A 14,369-nucleotide genomic window follows, 5' to 3' on the forward strand; every position below is an offset into this window, starting at 1 on the left:
CATCCCCGCCGAGTCGTTCCACAGGTAGAAGGGCGCGTATTGATTGACCATCGCCCCGTTCGCCCGGTCCTGGACCAAGTACGCCTTCACCCCGAGCCCCTCGAAGTCGTCCATCCGGTGCCCGGTCGTCTCCACCCGCCGCCGGATGATCCCCATGTCGTAGTCCGTCGGCAACGTGATCTCGTACTGCATCGCGTCCACGGCTCACCCTCTCGATCGACGTCCGAACATACTAGTAGGTACAGCCCGGAATTGAGGAGCGGACCCAGCAGGGATTCGGTCACAGTAGGCAGATGGGTGATGTGAACGCACGAGTCTGGGGAAAGCTGCCCGAAGGCACCCGGGAGGTGCTGACCGGCGGGTTGAGTCCATCGGATCTGCAGTCGGTGCTGCTGGACGTGAGCCGGGAGCGGGCGGCGAAGCTGACGCCGGCCCGGGTGCTGCAGCGGTGGCAGCAAGATCGGTTCGTGCGGCCGTCGGCGACGGACCCGCGGAGACTCGTGCGGACCCAGCAGCGGCTGTGGGAGTTGCTGCCCGAGCGGTTCGCGGGTGTCGCACTGTCACCGGTGACCCCGCTCGGCACGTGCTCGGCGGTCGCCACCATCAACCAGCACCAGATCCTGACCACGATGCGCGGCACCGAGGTTGCCAGCGATCCGACCAACGAACTCGCCATCGAGGCCGCCGTCCGGCGCCGGGCCGGTCAGGCGCGGGTGGATCTCGCGGCATGTCAACGAGTGGTCCGGGCACAGGCGCCCGACGGGCCGGGGATGTTCGCGCACTTCGAGCTGTTCGCACTGGTGTCGAGTGCGCGGGACACCGGGTCGGGGCGGACCGAGGCGGAGATGCTGATCGACCACCTGCGGTTCTGGCACGACGTCCTGGGTGACTCCGCCGAGCTCACCTACACCACGTTCACCCAGTCGGCTGTGCGCGAGCGGATCGAGGACACCGTCCGCCCGGCGCTGAAGACCGACCTCGTGGAGGACACCGCCCGGACCAAGAGCGCCGGCTACTACTCCGGTACGGCGCTCGGCATCGCGTCCAACGGCTCCGGGCTCGGCGATGGCGGCTTCACCACCTGGACCGCGGATCTGCTCGGGGACGCGAAGGAACGGTGCCTGACATCCTGCATCTCGACCGAGTGGCTGACCGCTATCTCAGCTTGAGCAAGCCGGCGTCCGTCGGGCGGAACCCGCAGGCGTCGAGGTAGAAGGCGGTCAGGTGCGGCTCGTAGTCCACATGCAGCCACTCGCACCCGGCCGCCTTCGCCTCGTCGGCCGCGGCCAGCACAAGCCGCTTCCCGATCCCCTGTCGCCCGTGGTCGGGGTGGACGGCGGTGTCCAGCACGAACGCGTGTGCACCGCCGTCCCAGCACACCTGGACGAACCCGATCAGCTCGTCGTTGCTGAACGCGCCCACCCAGGTCAGCGCCCAGCGCTCCAACCGCTCCCGCCACGCCTGCACCTTGACGTCGCCGCCGAAGGCGACTGCGTGCAGCGTCGACAACTTCCGGTCGTCGACCTGAAACCGCACCACCAACTCGACGGACATGACGAACCACCACCTCGGCTTAGTCGTGGGCTGCTTCGGTGCTGACGAGGACGACAGTGCTGTCCGCGTTCAGGTCGAGGTAGTCACGCGCCGCGCGGAGGCCGGCGAGCGTGGCAGCTCCGCTGGGACCTGAGGAGATTCCGGCCGCTTCGAGGTCGCTCGCAGCCCGGAGTGCCTCGTCGTCCTCGACGGTGACCGCGTGGTCGAGGCCCGACCGCAGCACGGGCCAGGCGAGGCTGGACGGCGTACCGCAGTTCAGGCCGGCCATGACTGTCTTGCCGGTGGGAACTGTGAGCAGCTCGCCCGCCAGGAGACTCGTGGTCACACAGGACGCCGTCGCGGGCTCGACACCGATCAGGGCGGGTGTGGACGAGCCGCTGCGGTAGTGGGTGACGGCTGCCTGAGCGATCGACCCCACGCCCATCGGCACAACCACGAGATCGGGCCGTACGTCGATCTCGCGGAAAAGCGTCGAGTAGCCGTCGACGATGTGTTGCGGCACCACCTCGTATCCAGGCCAGGCGGAGTCCTGGATCAGCAGCCGGCCGTCCACCGCGTACGACGCCGCCTCGGCGACCGCGGCGTCGTACGAGTCAGGTACGACGGTCACCGTCGCACCCTCGTTGCGGATGGCCTCGATCACCGCACTGCTCACCACATCCGGGACGAACACGTGGGCAGTCAGACCGAGCATCGCGGCCCGGCGGGCGACCGCGCGACCGTGGTTGCCGTCGGTGGCGGTGACGAGTTCCGCCGGCCCCGGGTGGTCCCGCAGGACGCGGTGGATCGCCCACCATGCGCCGAGGGCCTTGAACGCGGGCAGGCCGAGCCGCCGCGACTCGTCCTTCACGAGGACCCGGCCGACGCCCAGGTCCGCGGCCAGGGACGGCACCGGTGTCAGCGGGGTCGGGCGATAACCCGGCAGGCTCTGGTGGAACGCGAGCACCTCCGCCGGCGCAGGCGTCGTCCGCCAGGCCCGCGCGGCCGGGTTGTCGTACCGACGCACCAGCTAGGCGACCAGGCAGAACGCGTCGGCGGATCCGGAGTACGCCCGCGGGGACGAGGTGATCCGGCGCGGCGCCGACTCCTCGACCCGGATCGCGGCGGTCTGGAGGCGGACCGGCAGCGTCGACCGGACCGCGGTGGCCAGGTCGAACTGCACCTCGGTCAGCAGGTCGGTCAGCTCGAGGTCCAGCGCCCGGCAGATCGCGGCGAGGATCTCGGACGACGGCTCCTTGCGGCCGCGCTCGATCTCGGACAGGTAGGGCACCGACACCTGCGCCAGCTCGGCGAGCTCGCGCAGGGTGATCCCGCGCTCGCGCCGTAACCGGCGGAAGACGTTCCCGATCACCTGGCGTAGCAACACGTCCGGCCCTCCTCGCCTGCGGATGTCCTGTACCGAGTGTGCCATCCCGGCCGGGTCTGCGGTGGGCAGATCTGCCAGGGGCAGATTCCTGACCGGATCCGGGCGCTCCGCGCGAGGCTGAAAAGCATGAGCGAGCTACCCAACACCCTCGACACCCACATCTACCAGCGGCTGCTCTGGCAGCGCATCCTCGTCCTCGGCGACGAGATCAAGGACGAGAACGCCAACGCACTGTGCGCGCAGCTGATCCTGCTGAACGCGGAAGACCCCACGGCGGACATCTCGCTCTACATCAACTCCCCCGGCGGCTCGGTGTCGGCCGGGCTGGCGATCTACGACACGATGAACTTCATCAGCAACGACGTGGCGACGTACGCGATGGGACTGGTCGCGTCGATGGGTCAGGTGCTGCTGACCTGCGGGACGCCCGGCAAGCGGTACGCGCTGCCGCACGCGCGGATCATGATGCACCAGCCGACCGGCGGGATGGGCGGTACCGCGTCCGACATCAAGACCCAGGCCGAACAGGCGATCAAGGCCCGCGAGGATCTGGCGCGGCTGATCTCGGACCGCACCGGGCAGCCGCTGGACCGGATCGAGACGGACTTCGACCGGGACCGCTGGTTCACCCCGGACGCGGCCCGCGACTACGGGATCATCGATCGCGTACTCACGCGACCCACGCCGGTGCCGGCTTAGAAGGAGTGGAGAGGAGGGGCTCAGGCCTGGGCCAGGGCCTGGGCGAGGTCGGCGGTCAGGTCCTCGGGGTCCTCCAGGCCGAGGCTCAGGCGGAGGAGGCCGTCGGACGGCTTGGCCTCGACGGCGACCAGGCGGTGGGTCAGGGCGGCGGGATGCTGGATCAGGGTGTCCACCCCGCCCAGCGAGACCGCGTGGGTGATCAGGTTCACGCCGCCGGCCACGCGGGCGGCGGCTCCGTAGCCGCCGGCCACCCTGAAGGCGAGGATCGCGCCCGGACCGGCCTGCTGGCGACCGATCAGCTCCAGCGGATCGGACAGACCGGGGTAGAACACCTCCGAGACCGCCGGCTGGGCGGAGAGCCAGTCCGCCACCTTGGCTGCGGTCGCCTGCTGCGCCCGCACTCGCACCGGCAACGTCTGCAGTCCCCTGTGCAGTTCGTACGCCGCCAACGGGTGCAGCAGGCCACCAGTGACCGCCCGGATCTGGCGCAACCGGGCGATCCATTCCGCGCCGGCCGCGACGACGCCGCCCATGACGTCTCCGTGGCCGCCGAGGTACTTGGTTGCCGAGTGCAGCACCAGGCTCGCCCCGTGACGAGCCGGTTGCTGCAGGACCGGTGTCGCGAACGTGTTGTCCACGAGCACCGGTACGTCGCCCGCCTGCCGCTTCACGGCGGCGAGATCCACCAGGTCCACCGTCGGGTTCGCCGGTGTCTCGACGATCACCAGACCGGTCTCGGGCCGGATCTCCCCGGCGATCGAGGTGGCCGACGTGTAGCTGACCGTCGTACCCAGGAGACCTGTGGACAGCAGGTGGTCCGACCCGCCGTACAGGGGCCGGACGGCGACCACGTGGGGGCGGCCGGCGGCGACGGTGGCGAGCAGGCAGGCGGTGAGCGCGGCCATACCGGACCCGAAGGCGACCGCGCCCTCGGTGTGCTCGAGGTCCGCGAGCGCATCCTCGAACCGCGCGACGGTCGGGTTCCAGAGGCGCTGGTAGACGAGGCTGCCGCCGTCCGGGCCGTTGCCCCGGGAGAGCGCATCGTACGACGTCCCGCCGGCGGCGACACCGGGGAGCGGATAGGTCGTGGACAGGTCGATCGGCGGGACGTGGACGCCGAGCGCGGTCAGGTCGTCGCGGCCGGCGTGCACCGACCGGGTGTCGAGCTGGGTCATGCCTGCCTCCCCTTCGCTGCACTGGGTGCTCGGCGACGAGGATGGAATCTTCTGCAGATGAACCGCAAGAGTTCCGAAGAAATTTCATCCACAGGCTCATCCACACGCTGTGGATTCTGTGGAGGAGTCCTACAGTGGTGTCATGCCGAAGGATCGTCGACCCCCGGGGCCCGCGCCACGCGCGGCGCCCGACGGGCTCGACGAGGTGGACCGGGAGCTGGTCAGGCTGCTCGCGGCCGACGGCCGGATGCCGAACAACGCGCTCGCGGAGGCCGCCGGGATCGCGCCGTCGACCTGCCTGATGCGGGTTCGGTCGCTGCGGGACCGCGGCGTGATCCGGGGCTTCCACGCGGACGTCGACCTGGGCGCGCTCGGGCAGCCGTTGCAGGCCCTGGTCGCGGTGCGCATCGGCGCGCACTCGCGGGACGAGATCAACCGGTTCCGGACGAAAGTGCCGGGCCTACCGGGAGTGTTGTCGCTGTTCCACGTCAGCGGCGCGAACGACTACCTGCTGCACGTGTCGGCGGCGTCGCCGGACGCCCTCCGCGAGTTCGTCCTCGACCACCTGACCGCCGACCCGGCCGTCGTCCACGCCGAGACAAGCCTGATCTTCGAGCACGTCCGGGGCGCTAGCGGGGCTTGAGCCCCCAGGCGGAAGCCAGTCGGGTGAACGACTCACGGCGCTCGGCCGGGTTGTGGATGTTCGTGGTGATGATGAGTTCGTCGGCTTCGGCGGACCTGGCCCGGCGGGACAGATCGGCGGCCACCTGGTCCGCCGTACCGACCGAGACCAGGCCGGACCACTCCTCGACCGCGGCCCGTTCGGCGTCGCTCCACGGGTAGGCGGCCGCTTCCTCGGGTGACGGGAGCGGGCCCGGGCGACCGGAGCGAAGGCGGAGCATCGACAGGGCGTTGGCCTGCGCCAGGTGCTGCGCGCGCTCCTCGGTGTCGGCCACGATGGCGGCCAACGCGAGGATGACGTGCGGCTCGGCCTGGTGGTCCGACGGCTGGAAGTTCTCCCGGTACGACGCGATCACACCGGCCGGGTCGAGCGTGCCGAAGTGACCGGCGTACGCGAATCCCGTTCCCAGTGCGGCCGCGGCCTGACCGCCGTACGTGCTGGAGCCGAGGATCCACACCGGGGGCAGTGGTACGTCGTCCGGTTGTGCGGAGATCGGCTCGAACGGGTGACCGGCCGGGAAGCCCTCGGCGTACGCGCGCAGCTCCGCGTACTGCTCGGGGAAGTCGTCCGCACCCAGCGCCTCGCGGCTGCGGCGGAGTGCGAGCGCGGTCCGCTGGTCGGTGCCCGGTGCGCGGCCGATGCCGAGGTCGATGCGCTCGGGGTGCAGACCGGCCAGCACGCGGAACGTCTCGGCGACCTTCAGCGGCGAGTGGTTCGGCAGCATGATGCCGCCGGAGCCGACCCGGATCCGCGAGGTGGCCGCGGCGACGGCCGCGATCATCACCTCGGGAGTCGAGCTGGCCACGCTCGGGATGTTGTGGTGCTCCGCCAGCCAGAAGCGGGTGTACCCGGCGGCTTCGGCGGTCCGCGCCAGCTCCAGCGTCTCGTGCAGCGCCTGCGACGGACGCGATCCGGTCGGAACCGGCGAGAGGTCGAGCACGGACAGCGGCAGCGGTTCGGCAGTCACGTAGAACCAGCAACCACGCCCGGTCGGCGGCTATTCCAGGCTCGGCCGATGGGCTGGCCCACGAGAGAGTGGGTTGGCCAACGAGATTCCGGGTCACAAACCCACACGCTGGTGGGCCTACCCACCGGAGGCCGGCGGGCGAGGCGGTCAGGCGGGGTACGGCGTTTGGTTGCGCGCGTCGCGCAGTGGCCGGGCCCACCAGGCGAGCTGGCGGAGCAGGGCCGCGGCGGCCGCCGGCGTCGTCGGATCGGTCGGCTCACCGTCGGCACCGAAGTCGGTCTCGTGGAAGCCGAGGGTGTCGCGGATCGTGACCGCGTGCAGTTCGCCGAAGACCAGCCGGAGCTGTTCCGCGGCCCGCAGCCCGCCCGAGCGGCCGCCGTACACGACGAAGGCGATCGGCTTGCCGTACCAGGGCCGGCGGACCGCGTCGATCGCGGTCTTGAGGTCACCCGGGTAGGCGTGGTTGTACTCGGCCGTCACGATCACCGCGGCGTCGGCATCGTCGATCCTCGCGGGCAGTTCGGACAGCGGTACCGCGCTCAGGTCGATCAGGTCGAGCTTGAAGTCGTCGGACCGCTCGGCCTCGCGGGCGAACCAGCGGGTGACCAGGGTGCCGAAGCGACCGGGGTCGACGGTGCGGGTGAGCAGGGCCAGCCGCAGCGGGTGAACGGTCACGTCCGGAACGCTAGTACCTCAACAGAACTTGAGGTCAAGCCGTGGACGGGCAGTGCAGAAAAGGCCGCATCCGGGATAAACTCAGGGATTTGTGGCTACCACCGGAGGAAATGCAGAAATGTCCTCCGGGAACCAACGGGTCGCATTTTATCACAAGGGGTTTGAATTGCCGAATCCGCTCCAGGCCGAGCAGTTTCACCTGACGACCTTCTACGCCGCGCTCGACACCGAGCGCGAGCGCGCCGAGGCTCGCACGCAGGACGAGCAACTCGTCCGGACCCGCAACGCGCAGGCGCTGCACCAGCGCGACGGCCGGATCCGTGAGCTGAACGTCCGGCTGGCCCGGCTCAACTCGGCGGAGGAGGGGTTGTACTTCGGCCGCCTGGACGACGCCGGCGGCGAGACCCTGCACATCGGCCGGATCGGGTTGCACGACGCCGACTACGAACCGTTGCTGGTCGACTGGCGCGCACCCGCGGCCCGGCCGTTCTACGTCGCGACCGCGGTCGCGAACGAAGGCGTGGTCCGGCGCCGGCACATCCAGACCCGGTTGCGCACGGTGATCGACGTCCAGGACGAGCACCTCGACCTGGACCGGGAGGCGCCGGACGCGTCCAAACCCGGCACCGGCGTGATGGGCGAGGCGGTCCTGCTCGCGGCCCTGAACGCCCGGCGGACCGGCCGGATGGAGTCGATCGTGCAGACGATCCAGGCCGACCAGGACCGGATCATCCGCTCCGAACTGCCCGGAATCCTGGTCGTCCAGGGCGGACCGGGCACCGGAAAGACCGCGATCGCCCTGCACCGGGCGGCCTATTTGCTGTACACCCACCGTGAGCAGTTGGAAAAGCGCGGAATTCTCGTCGTCGGGCCGAATCCGGCATTCCTGCGGTTCATCGGCGAGGTGCTGCCGTCACTCGGTGAGGAAGGCGTCCGGCTGGTGACCGTCGCCGAGCTGATGCCCGGCCTCACCGCGACCCGGCCCGAGGACGCGGAGAGCGCCGAGGTGAAGGGTCGCGCGGTGATGGCCGAGGTGATCGCGAAGGCGGTCGCCGACCGGCAGTGGGTTCCCGAGAGGCCGATCCAGGTCACCGTTGACCGGACCGTGCTCCGGCTCGACCCTGCGTACTGCGCGGACGTCCGCGCGCGCGTCCGTGAGCGTCACCTCACCCACAACCAGGCGCGGCCGTTCTTCCTGACCGAGATCGTCGACCACCTGACGGACCAGTACGCCGACCTGATCGGCGCGGACCCGCTCGGCGGCGAGAACCTGCTGGACGAGTACGACCTGGCTGAGCTGCGCAAGGAGGTGCTCGCGGAGCCGGCCGTCCAGGCGCTGCTCGACCAGCTCTGGCCGCTGCTCGGTCCGCAGCGACTTCTCGAGGACCTGTACGGCGACGAGGACCGGCTGGCTCTGGCCGCACCGCAGCTGAGCGTGCTCGACCGTGAACACCTTCTGCGGTACGGCGACGACTGGAGCCCGTCCGACGTACCACTGCTGGACGAGGCGGCCGAGCTGCTCGGGGACGACGGCCGCGATGCGGCCCGGGAGAAGGCGGCCCGGGCGCGGGCGATCGCTTACGCCCAAGGTTCGCTGGACGTGCTGACCGGATCGGCCTCGACCGACTTCGACGACGAGGACGAGTCGGAGGTGCTGACCGCGAGGGACATCCTGGACGCGGGAATGCTCGCGGAGCGGTACGAGGCCGAGGACGACCGGACGCTGGCCGACCGGGCCGGGGCCGATCGGCGCTGGACGTACGGGCACGTGATCGTCGACGAGGCGCAAGAGCTGACGCCGATGGCGTGGCGGGCGATCGCGCGCCGGTGTCCGTTGCGGTCGATGACAATGGTCGGGGACGTCGCGCAGACCGGCGCCGTCGGGGGTGGAACGAGCTGGGAGGGTGCGCTCGGGCCGACGTTCGGCGATCGGTGGCGGCTGGCCGAGTTGACGCTGAACTACCGGACGCCGGCCGAGGTGATGGAACTGGCGGGCGACGTACTGCGGGCGGTCGATCCGCGCGCGAAAGCACCGCATTCGGTGCGGTCGACCGGGGTCAAGCCTTGGCATGCCGACATCGCGGCCGCTGATCAGGCGGCGTACGTGCAGAAGGTCGCGGCCGAGGAGACGCAGCACGGGCAGGTCGGCGTGATCACGTCACGCAGCCGGCTCGAGCTGGTGCAGGAGGCGGTCTCCCAGTTGAGTGACGTGACGGTGCTCAGCGCCGCCGGCGCCAAGGGCCTCGAGTTCGACTCCGTCCTGGTCGTCGACCCCGACGGCATCCTGATCGAGTCCCCCCGCGGCCTGCGCGACCTGTACGTCGCCCTCACCCGCTGCACCCAACGCCTCGGAGTAGTAGGCCCCCTCCCCGAGGTACTCCACTCCTCCACCGCTTGGGACGCCCGGCGTTAGTGGTCGGCGCAGCACTTCTGTTGGTGTTGGAGTTCGAAGGGGATGAGGAGGTTGCCGGCGGCGGGCTGGAGTTGGAGGGTGAGGCGGCCGCCGCGGCGGAGGGGGCGGAGGAAGTCGCGGGTGTCGATCAGGGTGTCATCGGTGACGGAGACGTCGCCGACGGCTTCGAGGTGGTCGATTCCGCAGCGGGTACGCAGTTCCGCGGCCGGGAGGACGCCGTGGGCCTGTTCGTGTCCGGGCCAGCGGACGGCGCGGCCGGCCGTACCGAGGGCTGCTTCGACGGCGGCGACGTACGCACCGCGGACGAGGTGACTCGGGCCGGAGAGCTCCGGCTCGGACGCGCCCGGACGGGTGATCGCCAGGCCGACGTGGTGCTCGGCGAAGTGCGCGCGGATGTCGTCAGCCAGGTCGGCCGCGCTCATCAGGGAGACGGCGACGTGCGGGCGGTCGCCGCCTGACACCATGTGGGTGCAGGCGACGACCGGCTGGTCCACGACACCGAACAGCTCGTACAACAGGTGGTCGGCCTCGGCCGTGTCCCGGCTGTCCGCGTCGATCGCGATGATCATCGTGGTTACTTGGGCAGGACCCAGATCGGGTTCGTGTAGAACCACAGGTCGACCCACGGGTCCGCGGCGCCGACCACGTCGAGCTGTGGCCCGGCCGGGTCCACCGCGGCGCCCAGGTACCCGGGCTGGCTGCGGTTCCCGTCCGTGCCGCGGACGCGGACGTAGTACGGCGCCTCCGCCTTGCCCAGCGGGTACACCAGCTCGAACGTGCCGCGGCGGCCCGACGTGTCCCACTGCCGGACGACCTTGGTCCTCGGCGCGGTGAACGTGTCGCGGTCGGCCACCGGTCCGGTGACCGCGCCCTGGACGACGTCGACCCGGTTGAGCGTCGGGACGAAGTTCGCCCAGTTCGGCATCGTCTGCGCGGTGATCCGGACGACGAGCTCGAGCGCACGGCCCTTCCGGGTGATCAACGCTCCGCCGAGCGGTTCGCCGTGCCGTTTGCCGACCTCACGGACCTCGACCTCGACGCCCTTGACCAGCGCACCGTGGTCGACCCAGACCCTGCCGTGGCGCAGGCCCTCCATCACCGCGAGGTAGTCGCGCCGGTCCGCACCGACGTGCGTGCGGCTGTAGTAGCCCGGCCAGAAGTCGCCCGCGGTCCGGTTGATCGTGGTGCCGTGGACCGGGTCCATGTAGCGGCCGTCGCGGTCGAACTGGGCCTGGCTCGAGCCGTCGGGACGCCGGGACGTCTCGTTCCAGTTCACGTGCGAGTCGGAGTTCGCACTGATCCACCATGGCTTGCCCTCGGCGAGCAAGCTGTCCCAGAGGCCGCCGACGGTCGCGGTCATCCAGTCGAAGCCGCCCCAGGTGCGGTAGCTCTCCGCCGGGTAGCCGGGGAACGAGTTCGCGTTCGGCGAGTTGCCGTAATATCCGCGGGCGCTGGCACCGCCGATCCCTTCCGGCAGGCCGGCCGCCTGGTGACCCGGCGCGCCCTCGAAACCGACCGCGATCCGCGAGTCCGCGTCCCGCCAGTTCCGGATCTCGTGCGGGCTGTCGATTCCGTTCCGCGCGGGGTGGTTGGCGAGGAACAGCGCGTCCGCGACCCGGCGACGGTCCACCTGCTGACCGAGCCACTGGATGCCGGACACCGCGAGCGCCTCGTTGGCCGGCGTGTTCGCCCCGGCGCCCCGCACGCTGCCGTCGTACGAGTTCTCGAACTGTTTCAGGACGTCGACCTCGCGGCTGCCCGGGGCGACGAAGACCGTGCCGTGCTCGGCCGCCGGGATGTTCCACTCCAGGCCCTGGAAGATCAGCGTGTTCCGCAACTCCGAGCGGGCCGCCTTGATCTGCGGGTTGACCAGGTCGACGCCGATCCGGGCGTGCGTCGCGCCGCCGTGGTCGGTGATGACCAGCCAGTCCAGCCCGTACGCCGCCGCGTGCCGGGCCTGGTCGATCACCCGGTACATGCCGTCCGAGCTCAGCTGCGTGTGGATGTGGTGGTCACCGGCCAGCCAGACGTTCGGGCGGGCACCCGGCCTGAAGATCCAACCGTCCCTGTCCGCGGTCGTCGCCGCGGCGACCTGCGCTCCGGTGACGGCCAGCGCCGCCGTACCTCCGAGGATCCCCGCCGACCGCAGCAACGCCCGCCGCGACACCTCACCCGGCGACAGGTCACTGTCCGGCACCGACTCGTCCAGCGCGGCCAACGTCGCCGCGTCCAGCTCGGCGTTCGGATGGTGGTGATGATGCCCGTGCCCGTGCTCATGGCTGTGTCCGTGCTCATGGCTGTGCCCATGCTCATGGCTGTGCCCATGCTCATGGCTGTGCCCATGCTCATGCCCATGACCGTGGCTGTGGTCGTGCGTGTGCGGGTGGTCGTGCCCCATCGTCAGTCCTCTCGGAGGCGGAATCCGCCGCGATCATCACCCGGTCCCATGACCACCACCTGACACCCCGGTGAACACCAACAGTGGACAACCCGGCGCTCCAGCACTTCATCCGCGCAGGATGACGGCTGGCCGGGCGGAGCCCGGATCGTCCGCGGCGGCTGTGCTCGGGCCGGTGAACTGATGGCGCTGCCGGCTCGCGGGGCGGGACCGAGTGCGGGTTACTGTTCCGGGCCGAAGACCTGGCTGATCCCGGACCCGCCTTGCCAGCCGGGCCAGTTCCGGCGGTGAAGGTCCATGAAGCGCTTGGTCCAGCGGATGACCTCGTCGCGGGTGGCGACGTCGTACACGGTGTACGCACCGAGGGGGCGGGTCCTCGAAGGGCCGTCGGCGGCGAGAGCCGGGACTGGCGCCGCGACACCGCGCAGGTGGTCGCCGACCTGCTGCCGAACGGCCGCCGGCTGACGATGGACGGTCATCCACACGACGTCGAGCCGGACGTCCTCGGCCCGATCGTCGAACGGTTCGTCACCATGTCGAGCTGACGCCGGCGGCTCCGACGTACCCGGTGGGTGAGCTGATCGGCAGCTCTCCGGACGAAGGATCAATCCATGGGACAGCCCGTTCTGAACAGCATGTTGCTCGGCAGCACCGATCCGGAGCGGCTGAAGGCCTGGTACCGCGACGGCTTCCGGGCCGAGGTCGACGGCTACGGCAACCTGAACCTCGGCGGCTTCGGCCTGGTGATCGAGCGGCGCGACGACGTCGCCGCCAAGGCCCCCGAACCGGGCCGGTTCATCGTGAACTTCGCGGTCGACGACATCGAGGCGGCGGCCGCGCACCTGCGCACGCTCGACGTCGAGTGGCTGGTGCACCCGGAGGACCGCGGGATCGGCTGGTTCGCCACGGTGGTCGACCCGGACGGCAACTATGTTCAGCTGATCCAGATGAAGCCGGAGTACTACGCCAACCTCTGACCGCAACGGAACGTCCGCACCGGCCTTGGGGAACCGGTGCGGACGGGGTCTTCTGTTCAGGTGGTTCGATCAGGCGCATCGGTCGGGAAGAACGGCGGCAAGCGGGGGGCAGAGCGCCAACGCCCGCTTGCCGCCAACGGCATCGTCGGTTGATCGAGGTGAGGTGCTCGACCGGTTCGCGTGTCCGGGTGGGTTGTCTGGTGAGATACGGAACGCGTGATGATGCCGGGTGCTTCTCAGCGGGGTGCTACGTCCCACATGCGCTCGCCGGGCAGGGGGTCGGGGAGCCGGTCGACGGCGGGCATCGGGTCGTTGGTGACCCGAAGGCCGGCGAACCGACGACTCATGGCGTGTGCGTACCGCTCGGCCAACGCCGGCTCGGCGTTGTAGTCGGCGATCACGTGCTCACCGAACCAGACTCGGACGCGTCGGCGCTCGGACGTCTGGGTGGCGGTGGCGGTTGTCACTGGTCCTCCTGGCTGTTGCTCGAAGGGTGGTCGGCCTGGATACGCGGAGCGAGCGCGGTGGCGGTGCGCCGTAGGTTCACCATCACGTCAGGTCCAACGGAGAATGCCGACCCGAAGTCACGCCTTGATCAGGATTCGGATAAGTTTTTCGAGACCACTCAGGACCGGATCCTTCGACCCTTTGTTCGAATACCGCTACAGCTGAAAGGTCCTCAGCTGAAAGCGCCTTTGATCGGAGCGAACCGGCTGCGTCCGCCGCCCGGCCGGGGTCGGGTCCCCGACCTTGGATGATTCCGGCAGCCACATTCACAGGATTTCCTCAGGAACGACACGCCGAGCTGTCGGAAGCAGTCCGTACGCTGGACGGCGTGACCATCGAAGACGCTGGAACAAGGCCTCGGACGGAGGCCCGGTCCTTGGCGGTGCCCGAGCGGGTTGCCGACGGGGTCGTACAAGCACCCGAGCGAGTCGAGTCGAACGGTCTCGCCGCCGTCCAGACCGAGCAGTTGATCGGCGACGTCGGTGACGCGCTCCGGCTGCTCGACGCGGTCGAGCGCGTCCGCGGCCACGCCCACCCACTCGTTCTCGGCCTGCAGGACGCGGTCGGAATGAAGATGCCGGCGGCCCTGACTCTGAGCGCGATCGCGAACGGCCGCGGCACCGCGGACGAGGTCGCCGAACAGGTCGGGACGACCCCCGGTGAGGCCGAGCTGGCGATCGCCGAGCTGGAAGCGCTCGGCATGGTCCGGACGGGCCCGCGACTGACCGTGACCTCGCTCGGCCAGGCACGCCTCTCCCAGCTGGACGCGCTCACCGTCCGTGTCCTCGACGTCGTCACCGGTATCCTCGGGCCGAATGACGCCGCCCACCTGATCCGCCTGCTCCACACCGTGGCCGACGGCCTGGAGTCCGTCGCGGGCACGTCGGCGGTCACCCAGGCGCTCCCGCAGGTGACGCTGCACAACTGATTCCGCGATGTCGAAGTCGTCCGGACGG

At 70.2% G+C, this 14,369-nt stretch carries 17 protein-coding genes; 7 read left to right on the top strand and 10 right to left on the bottom strand.

Translation table 11 applies throughout. From position 1 onward, the window contains the following. The coding region (locus tag E1218_RS21755; RefSeq protein WP_202866130.1) for a DUF4865 family protein at positions 1–192 on the bottom strand (192 nt) is incomplete at its 3' end. 101 nt (positions 193–293) lie between these two features. Between E1218_RS21755 and E1218_RS21760 the strand changes: the two genes are divergently transcribed. Then, positions 294–1,169 (top strand): hypothetical protein, encoded by an 876-nt coding sequence (locus E1218_RS21760; RefSeq protein ID WP_165949367.1) that lies wholly within the window; start codon positions 294–296, stop codon positions 1,167–1,169. On the opposite strand, the gene E1218_RS21765 is transcribed toward E1218_RS21760, so the two are convergent. From E1218_RS21765 to E1218_RS21775, 3 genes are read right to left on the bottom strand one after another with little or no spacing between them, the layout of a single operon-like run. Continuing rightward, positions 1,156–1,554: a GNAT family N-acetyltransferase gene (locus E1218_RS21765; RefSeq protein WP_132323010.1), complete on the bottom strand. Its 399-nt coding sequence runs from the start codon at positions 1,552–1,554 to the stop codon at positions 1,156–1,158. The two genes, E1218_RS21760 and E1218_RS21765, sit on opposite strands and share 14 nt — an antisense overlap. Before the next feature lie 19 nt (positions 1,555–1,573). Beyond that, the gene (locus tag E1218_RS21770) at positions 1,574–2,560 is read right to left on the bottom strand and encodes a pyridoxal-phosphate dependent enzyme (RefSeq protein WP_233712372.1); all 987 of its coding nucleotides are present in this window, start codon (positions 2,558–2,560) and stop codon (positions 1,574–1,576) included. A gap of 3 nt (positions 2,561–2,563) precedes the next feature. Beyond that, complete coding sequence (locus E1218_RS21775; RefSeq protein WP_132323012.1) at positions 2,564–2,920, bottom strand: helix-turn-helix domain-containing protein; 357 nt, start codon at positions 2,918–2,920, stop codon at positions 2,564–2,566. A 126-nt stretch (positions 2,921–3,046) separates the two neighbouring features. Here E1218_RS21775 and E1218_RS21780 point away from each other — a divergent pair, with 126 nt between their 5' ends. Further along, positions 3,047–3,619 carry a ClpP family protease gene (locus tag E1218_RS21780; protein ID WP_132323014.1) on the top strand — a complete coding sequence of 191 codons (573 nt, stop codon included), beginning with the start codon at positions 3,047–3,049 and terminating at the stop codon, positions 3,617–3,619. A gap of 20 nt (positions 3,620–3,639) precedes the next feature. On the opposite strand, the gene E1218_RS21785 is transcribed toward E1218_RS21780, so the two are convergent. Beyond that, positions 3,640–4,794: a trans-sulfuration enzyme family protein gene (locus E1218_RS21785; protein ID WP_132323016.1), complete on the bottom strand. Its 1,155-nt coding sequence runs from the start codon at positions 4,792–4,794 to the stop codon at positions 3,640–3,642. A 142-nt stretch (positions 4,795–4,936) separates the two neighbouring features. On the opposite strand from E1218_RS21785, the gene E1218_RS21790 reads away from it, so the two are divergent. Further along, entirely contained in the window at positions 4,937–5,437 is a 501-nt protein-coding gene (locus tag E1218_RS21790) for an Lrp/AsnC family transcriptional regulator (protein WP_132323018.1), read from the top strand. Here E1218_RS21790 and E1218_RS21795 read toward each other — a convergent pair. Both E1218_RS21795 and E1218_RS21800 read right to left on the bottom strand, forming a co-directional pair. Further along, complete coding sequence (locus E1218_RS21795) at positions 5,424–6,443, bottom strand: LLM class flavin-dependent oxidoreductase (protein WP_165949368.1); 1,020 nt, start codon at positions 6,441–6,443, stop codon at positions 5,424–5,426. The two genes, E1218_RS21790 and E1218_RS21795, sit on opposite strands and share 14 nt — an antisense overlap. A gap of 147 nt (positions 6,444–6,590) precedes the next feature. Continuing rightward, the gene (locus E1218_RS21800) at positions 6,591–7,118 is read right to left on the bottom strand and encodes an NADPH-dependent FMN reductase (RefSeq protein WP_132323019.1); all 528 of its coding nucleotides are present in this window, start codon (positions 7,116–7,118) and stop codon (positions 6,591–6,593) included. A gap of 166 nt (positions 7,119–7,284) precedes the next feature. Here E1218_RS21800 and E1218_RS21805 point away from each other — a divergent pair, with 166 nt between their 5' ends. Further along, positions 7,285–9,531, top strand: a complete 2,247-nt coding sequence (locus tag E1218_RS21805) for a HelD family protein (RefSeq protein ID WP_202866129.1) — start codon at positions 7,285–7,287, stop codon at positions 9,529–9,531. Here E1218_RS21805 and E1218_RS21810 read toward each other — a convergent pair. After that, positions 9,528–10,100 (bottom strand): hypothetical protein, encoded by a 573-nt coding sequence (locus E1218_RS21810; RefSeq protein WP_132323023.1) that lies wholly within the window; start codon positions 10,098–10,100, stop codon positions 9,528–9,530. The genes E1218_RS21805 and E1218_RS21810 overlap by 4 nt on opposite strands. A gap of 5 nt (positions 10,101–10,105) precedes the next feature. Then, on the bottom strand, positions 10,106–11,929 hold the full coding sequence (locus tag E1218_RS21815; protein WP_132323025.1) for a histidinol-phosphatase: 1,824 nt from the start codon (positions 11,927–11,929) through the stop codon (positions 10,106–10,108). A 287-nt stretch (positions 11,930–12,216) separates the two neighbouring features. Between E1218_RS21815 and E1218_RS21820 the strand changes: the two genes are divergently transcribed. Together E1218_RS21820 and E1218_RS21825 are read left to right on the top strand one after the other, a co-directional pair. Then, a complete protein-coding gene (locus E1218_RS21820) occupies positions 12,217–12,474 on the top strand; it encodes a hypothetical protein (protein ID WP_132323027.1) in 258 nt (85 codons plus the stop codon). Positions 12,475–12,540: 66 nt separating this feature from the next. Further along, a complete protein-coding gene (locus tag E1218_RS21825; protein WP_132323029.1) occupies positions 12,541–12,906 on the top strand; it encodes a VOC family protein in 366 nt (121 codons plus the stop codon). Positions 12,907–13,142: 236 nt separating this feature from the next. Here the strand turns inward: E1218_RS21825 and E1218_RS21830 are convergent, their stop codons facing one another. Further along, a complete protein-coding gene (locus E1218_RS21830; protein WP_012924486.1) occupies positions 13,143–13,373 on the bottom strand; it encodes a hypothetical protein in 231 nt (76 codons plus the stop codon). Between the two features lie 368 nt (positions 13,374–13,741). Here E1218_RS21830 and E1218_RS21835 point away from each other — a divergent pair, with 368 nt between their 5' ends. Continuing rightward, positions 13,742–14,341: a MarR family transcriptional regulator gene (locus E1218_RS21835; RefSeq protein ID WP_132323031.1), complete on the top strand. Its 600-nt coding sequence runs from the start codon at positions 13,742–13,744 to the stop codon at positions 14,339–14,341. Positions 14,342–14,369 lie beyond the last annotated feature (28 nt).

Origin of the sequence: Kribbella turkmenica, assembly GCF_004348725.1 — a bacterium.
In the GTDB taxonomy this organism is placed as follows: Bacteria; Actinomycetota; Actinomycetes; order Propionibacteriales; family Kribbellaceae; genus Kribbella; species Kribbella turkmenica.

Bases quoted from the DNA above. Each gene is read 5' to 3' on its own strand.
- E1218_RS21815 (WP_132323025.1), bottom strand. From the start codon at position 11,929: ATGGGGCACGACCACCCGCACACGCACGACCACAGCCACGGTCATGGG.
- E1218_RS21785 (WP_132323016.1), bottom strand. From the start codon at position 4,794: ATGACCCAGCTCGACACCCGGTCGGTGCACGCCGGCCGCGACGACCTG.
- E1218_RS21825 (WP_132323029.1), top strand. From the start codon at position 12,541: ATGGGACAGCCCGTTCTGAACAGCATGTTGCTCGGCAGCACCGATCCG.
- E1218_RS21760 (WP_165949367.1), top strand. From the start codon at position 294: ATGGGTGATGTGAACGCACGAGTCTGGGGAAAGCTGCCCGAAGGCACC.
- E1218_RS21780 (WP_132323014.1), top strand. From the start codon at position 3,047: ATGAGCGAGCTACCCAACACCCTCGACACCCACATCTACCAGCGGCTG.
- E1218_RS21765 (WP_132323010.1), bottom strand. From the start codon at position 1,554: ATGTCCGTCGAGTTGGTGGTGCGGTTTCAGGTCGACGACCGGAAGTTG.
- E1218_RS21810 (WP_132323023.1), bottom strand. From the start codon at position 10,100: ATGATCATCGCGATCGACGCGGACAGCCGGGACACGGCCGAGGCCGAC.
- E1218_RS21790 (WP_132323018.1), top strand. From the start codon at position 4,937: ATGCCGAAGGATCGTCGACCCCCGGGGCCCGCGCCACGCGCGGCGCCC.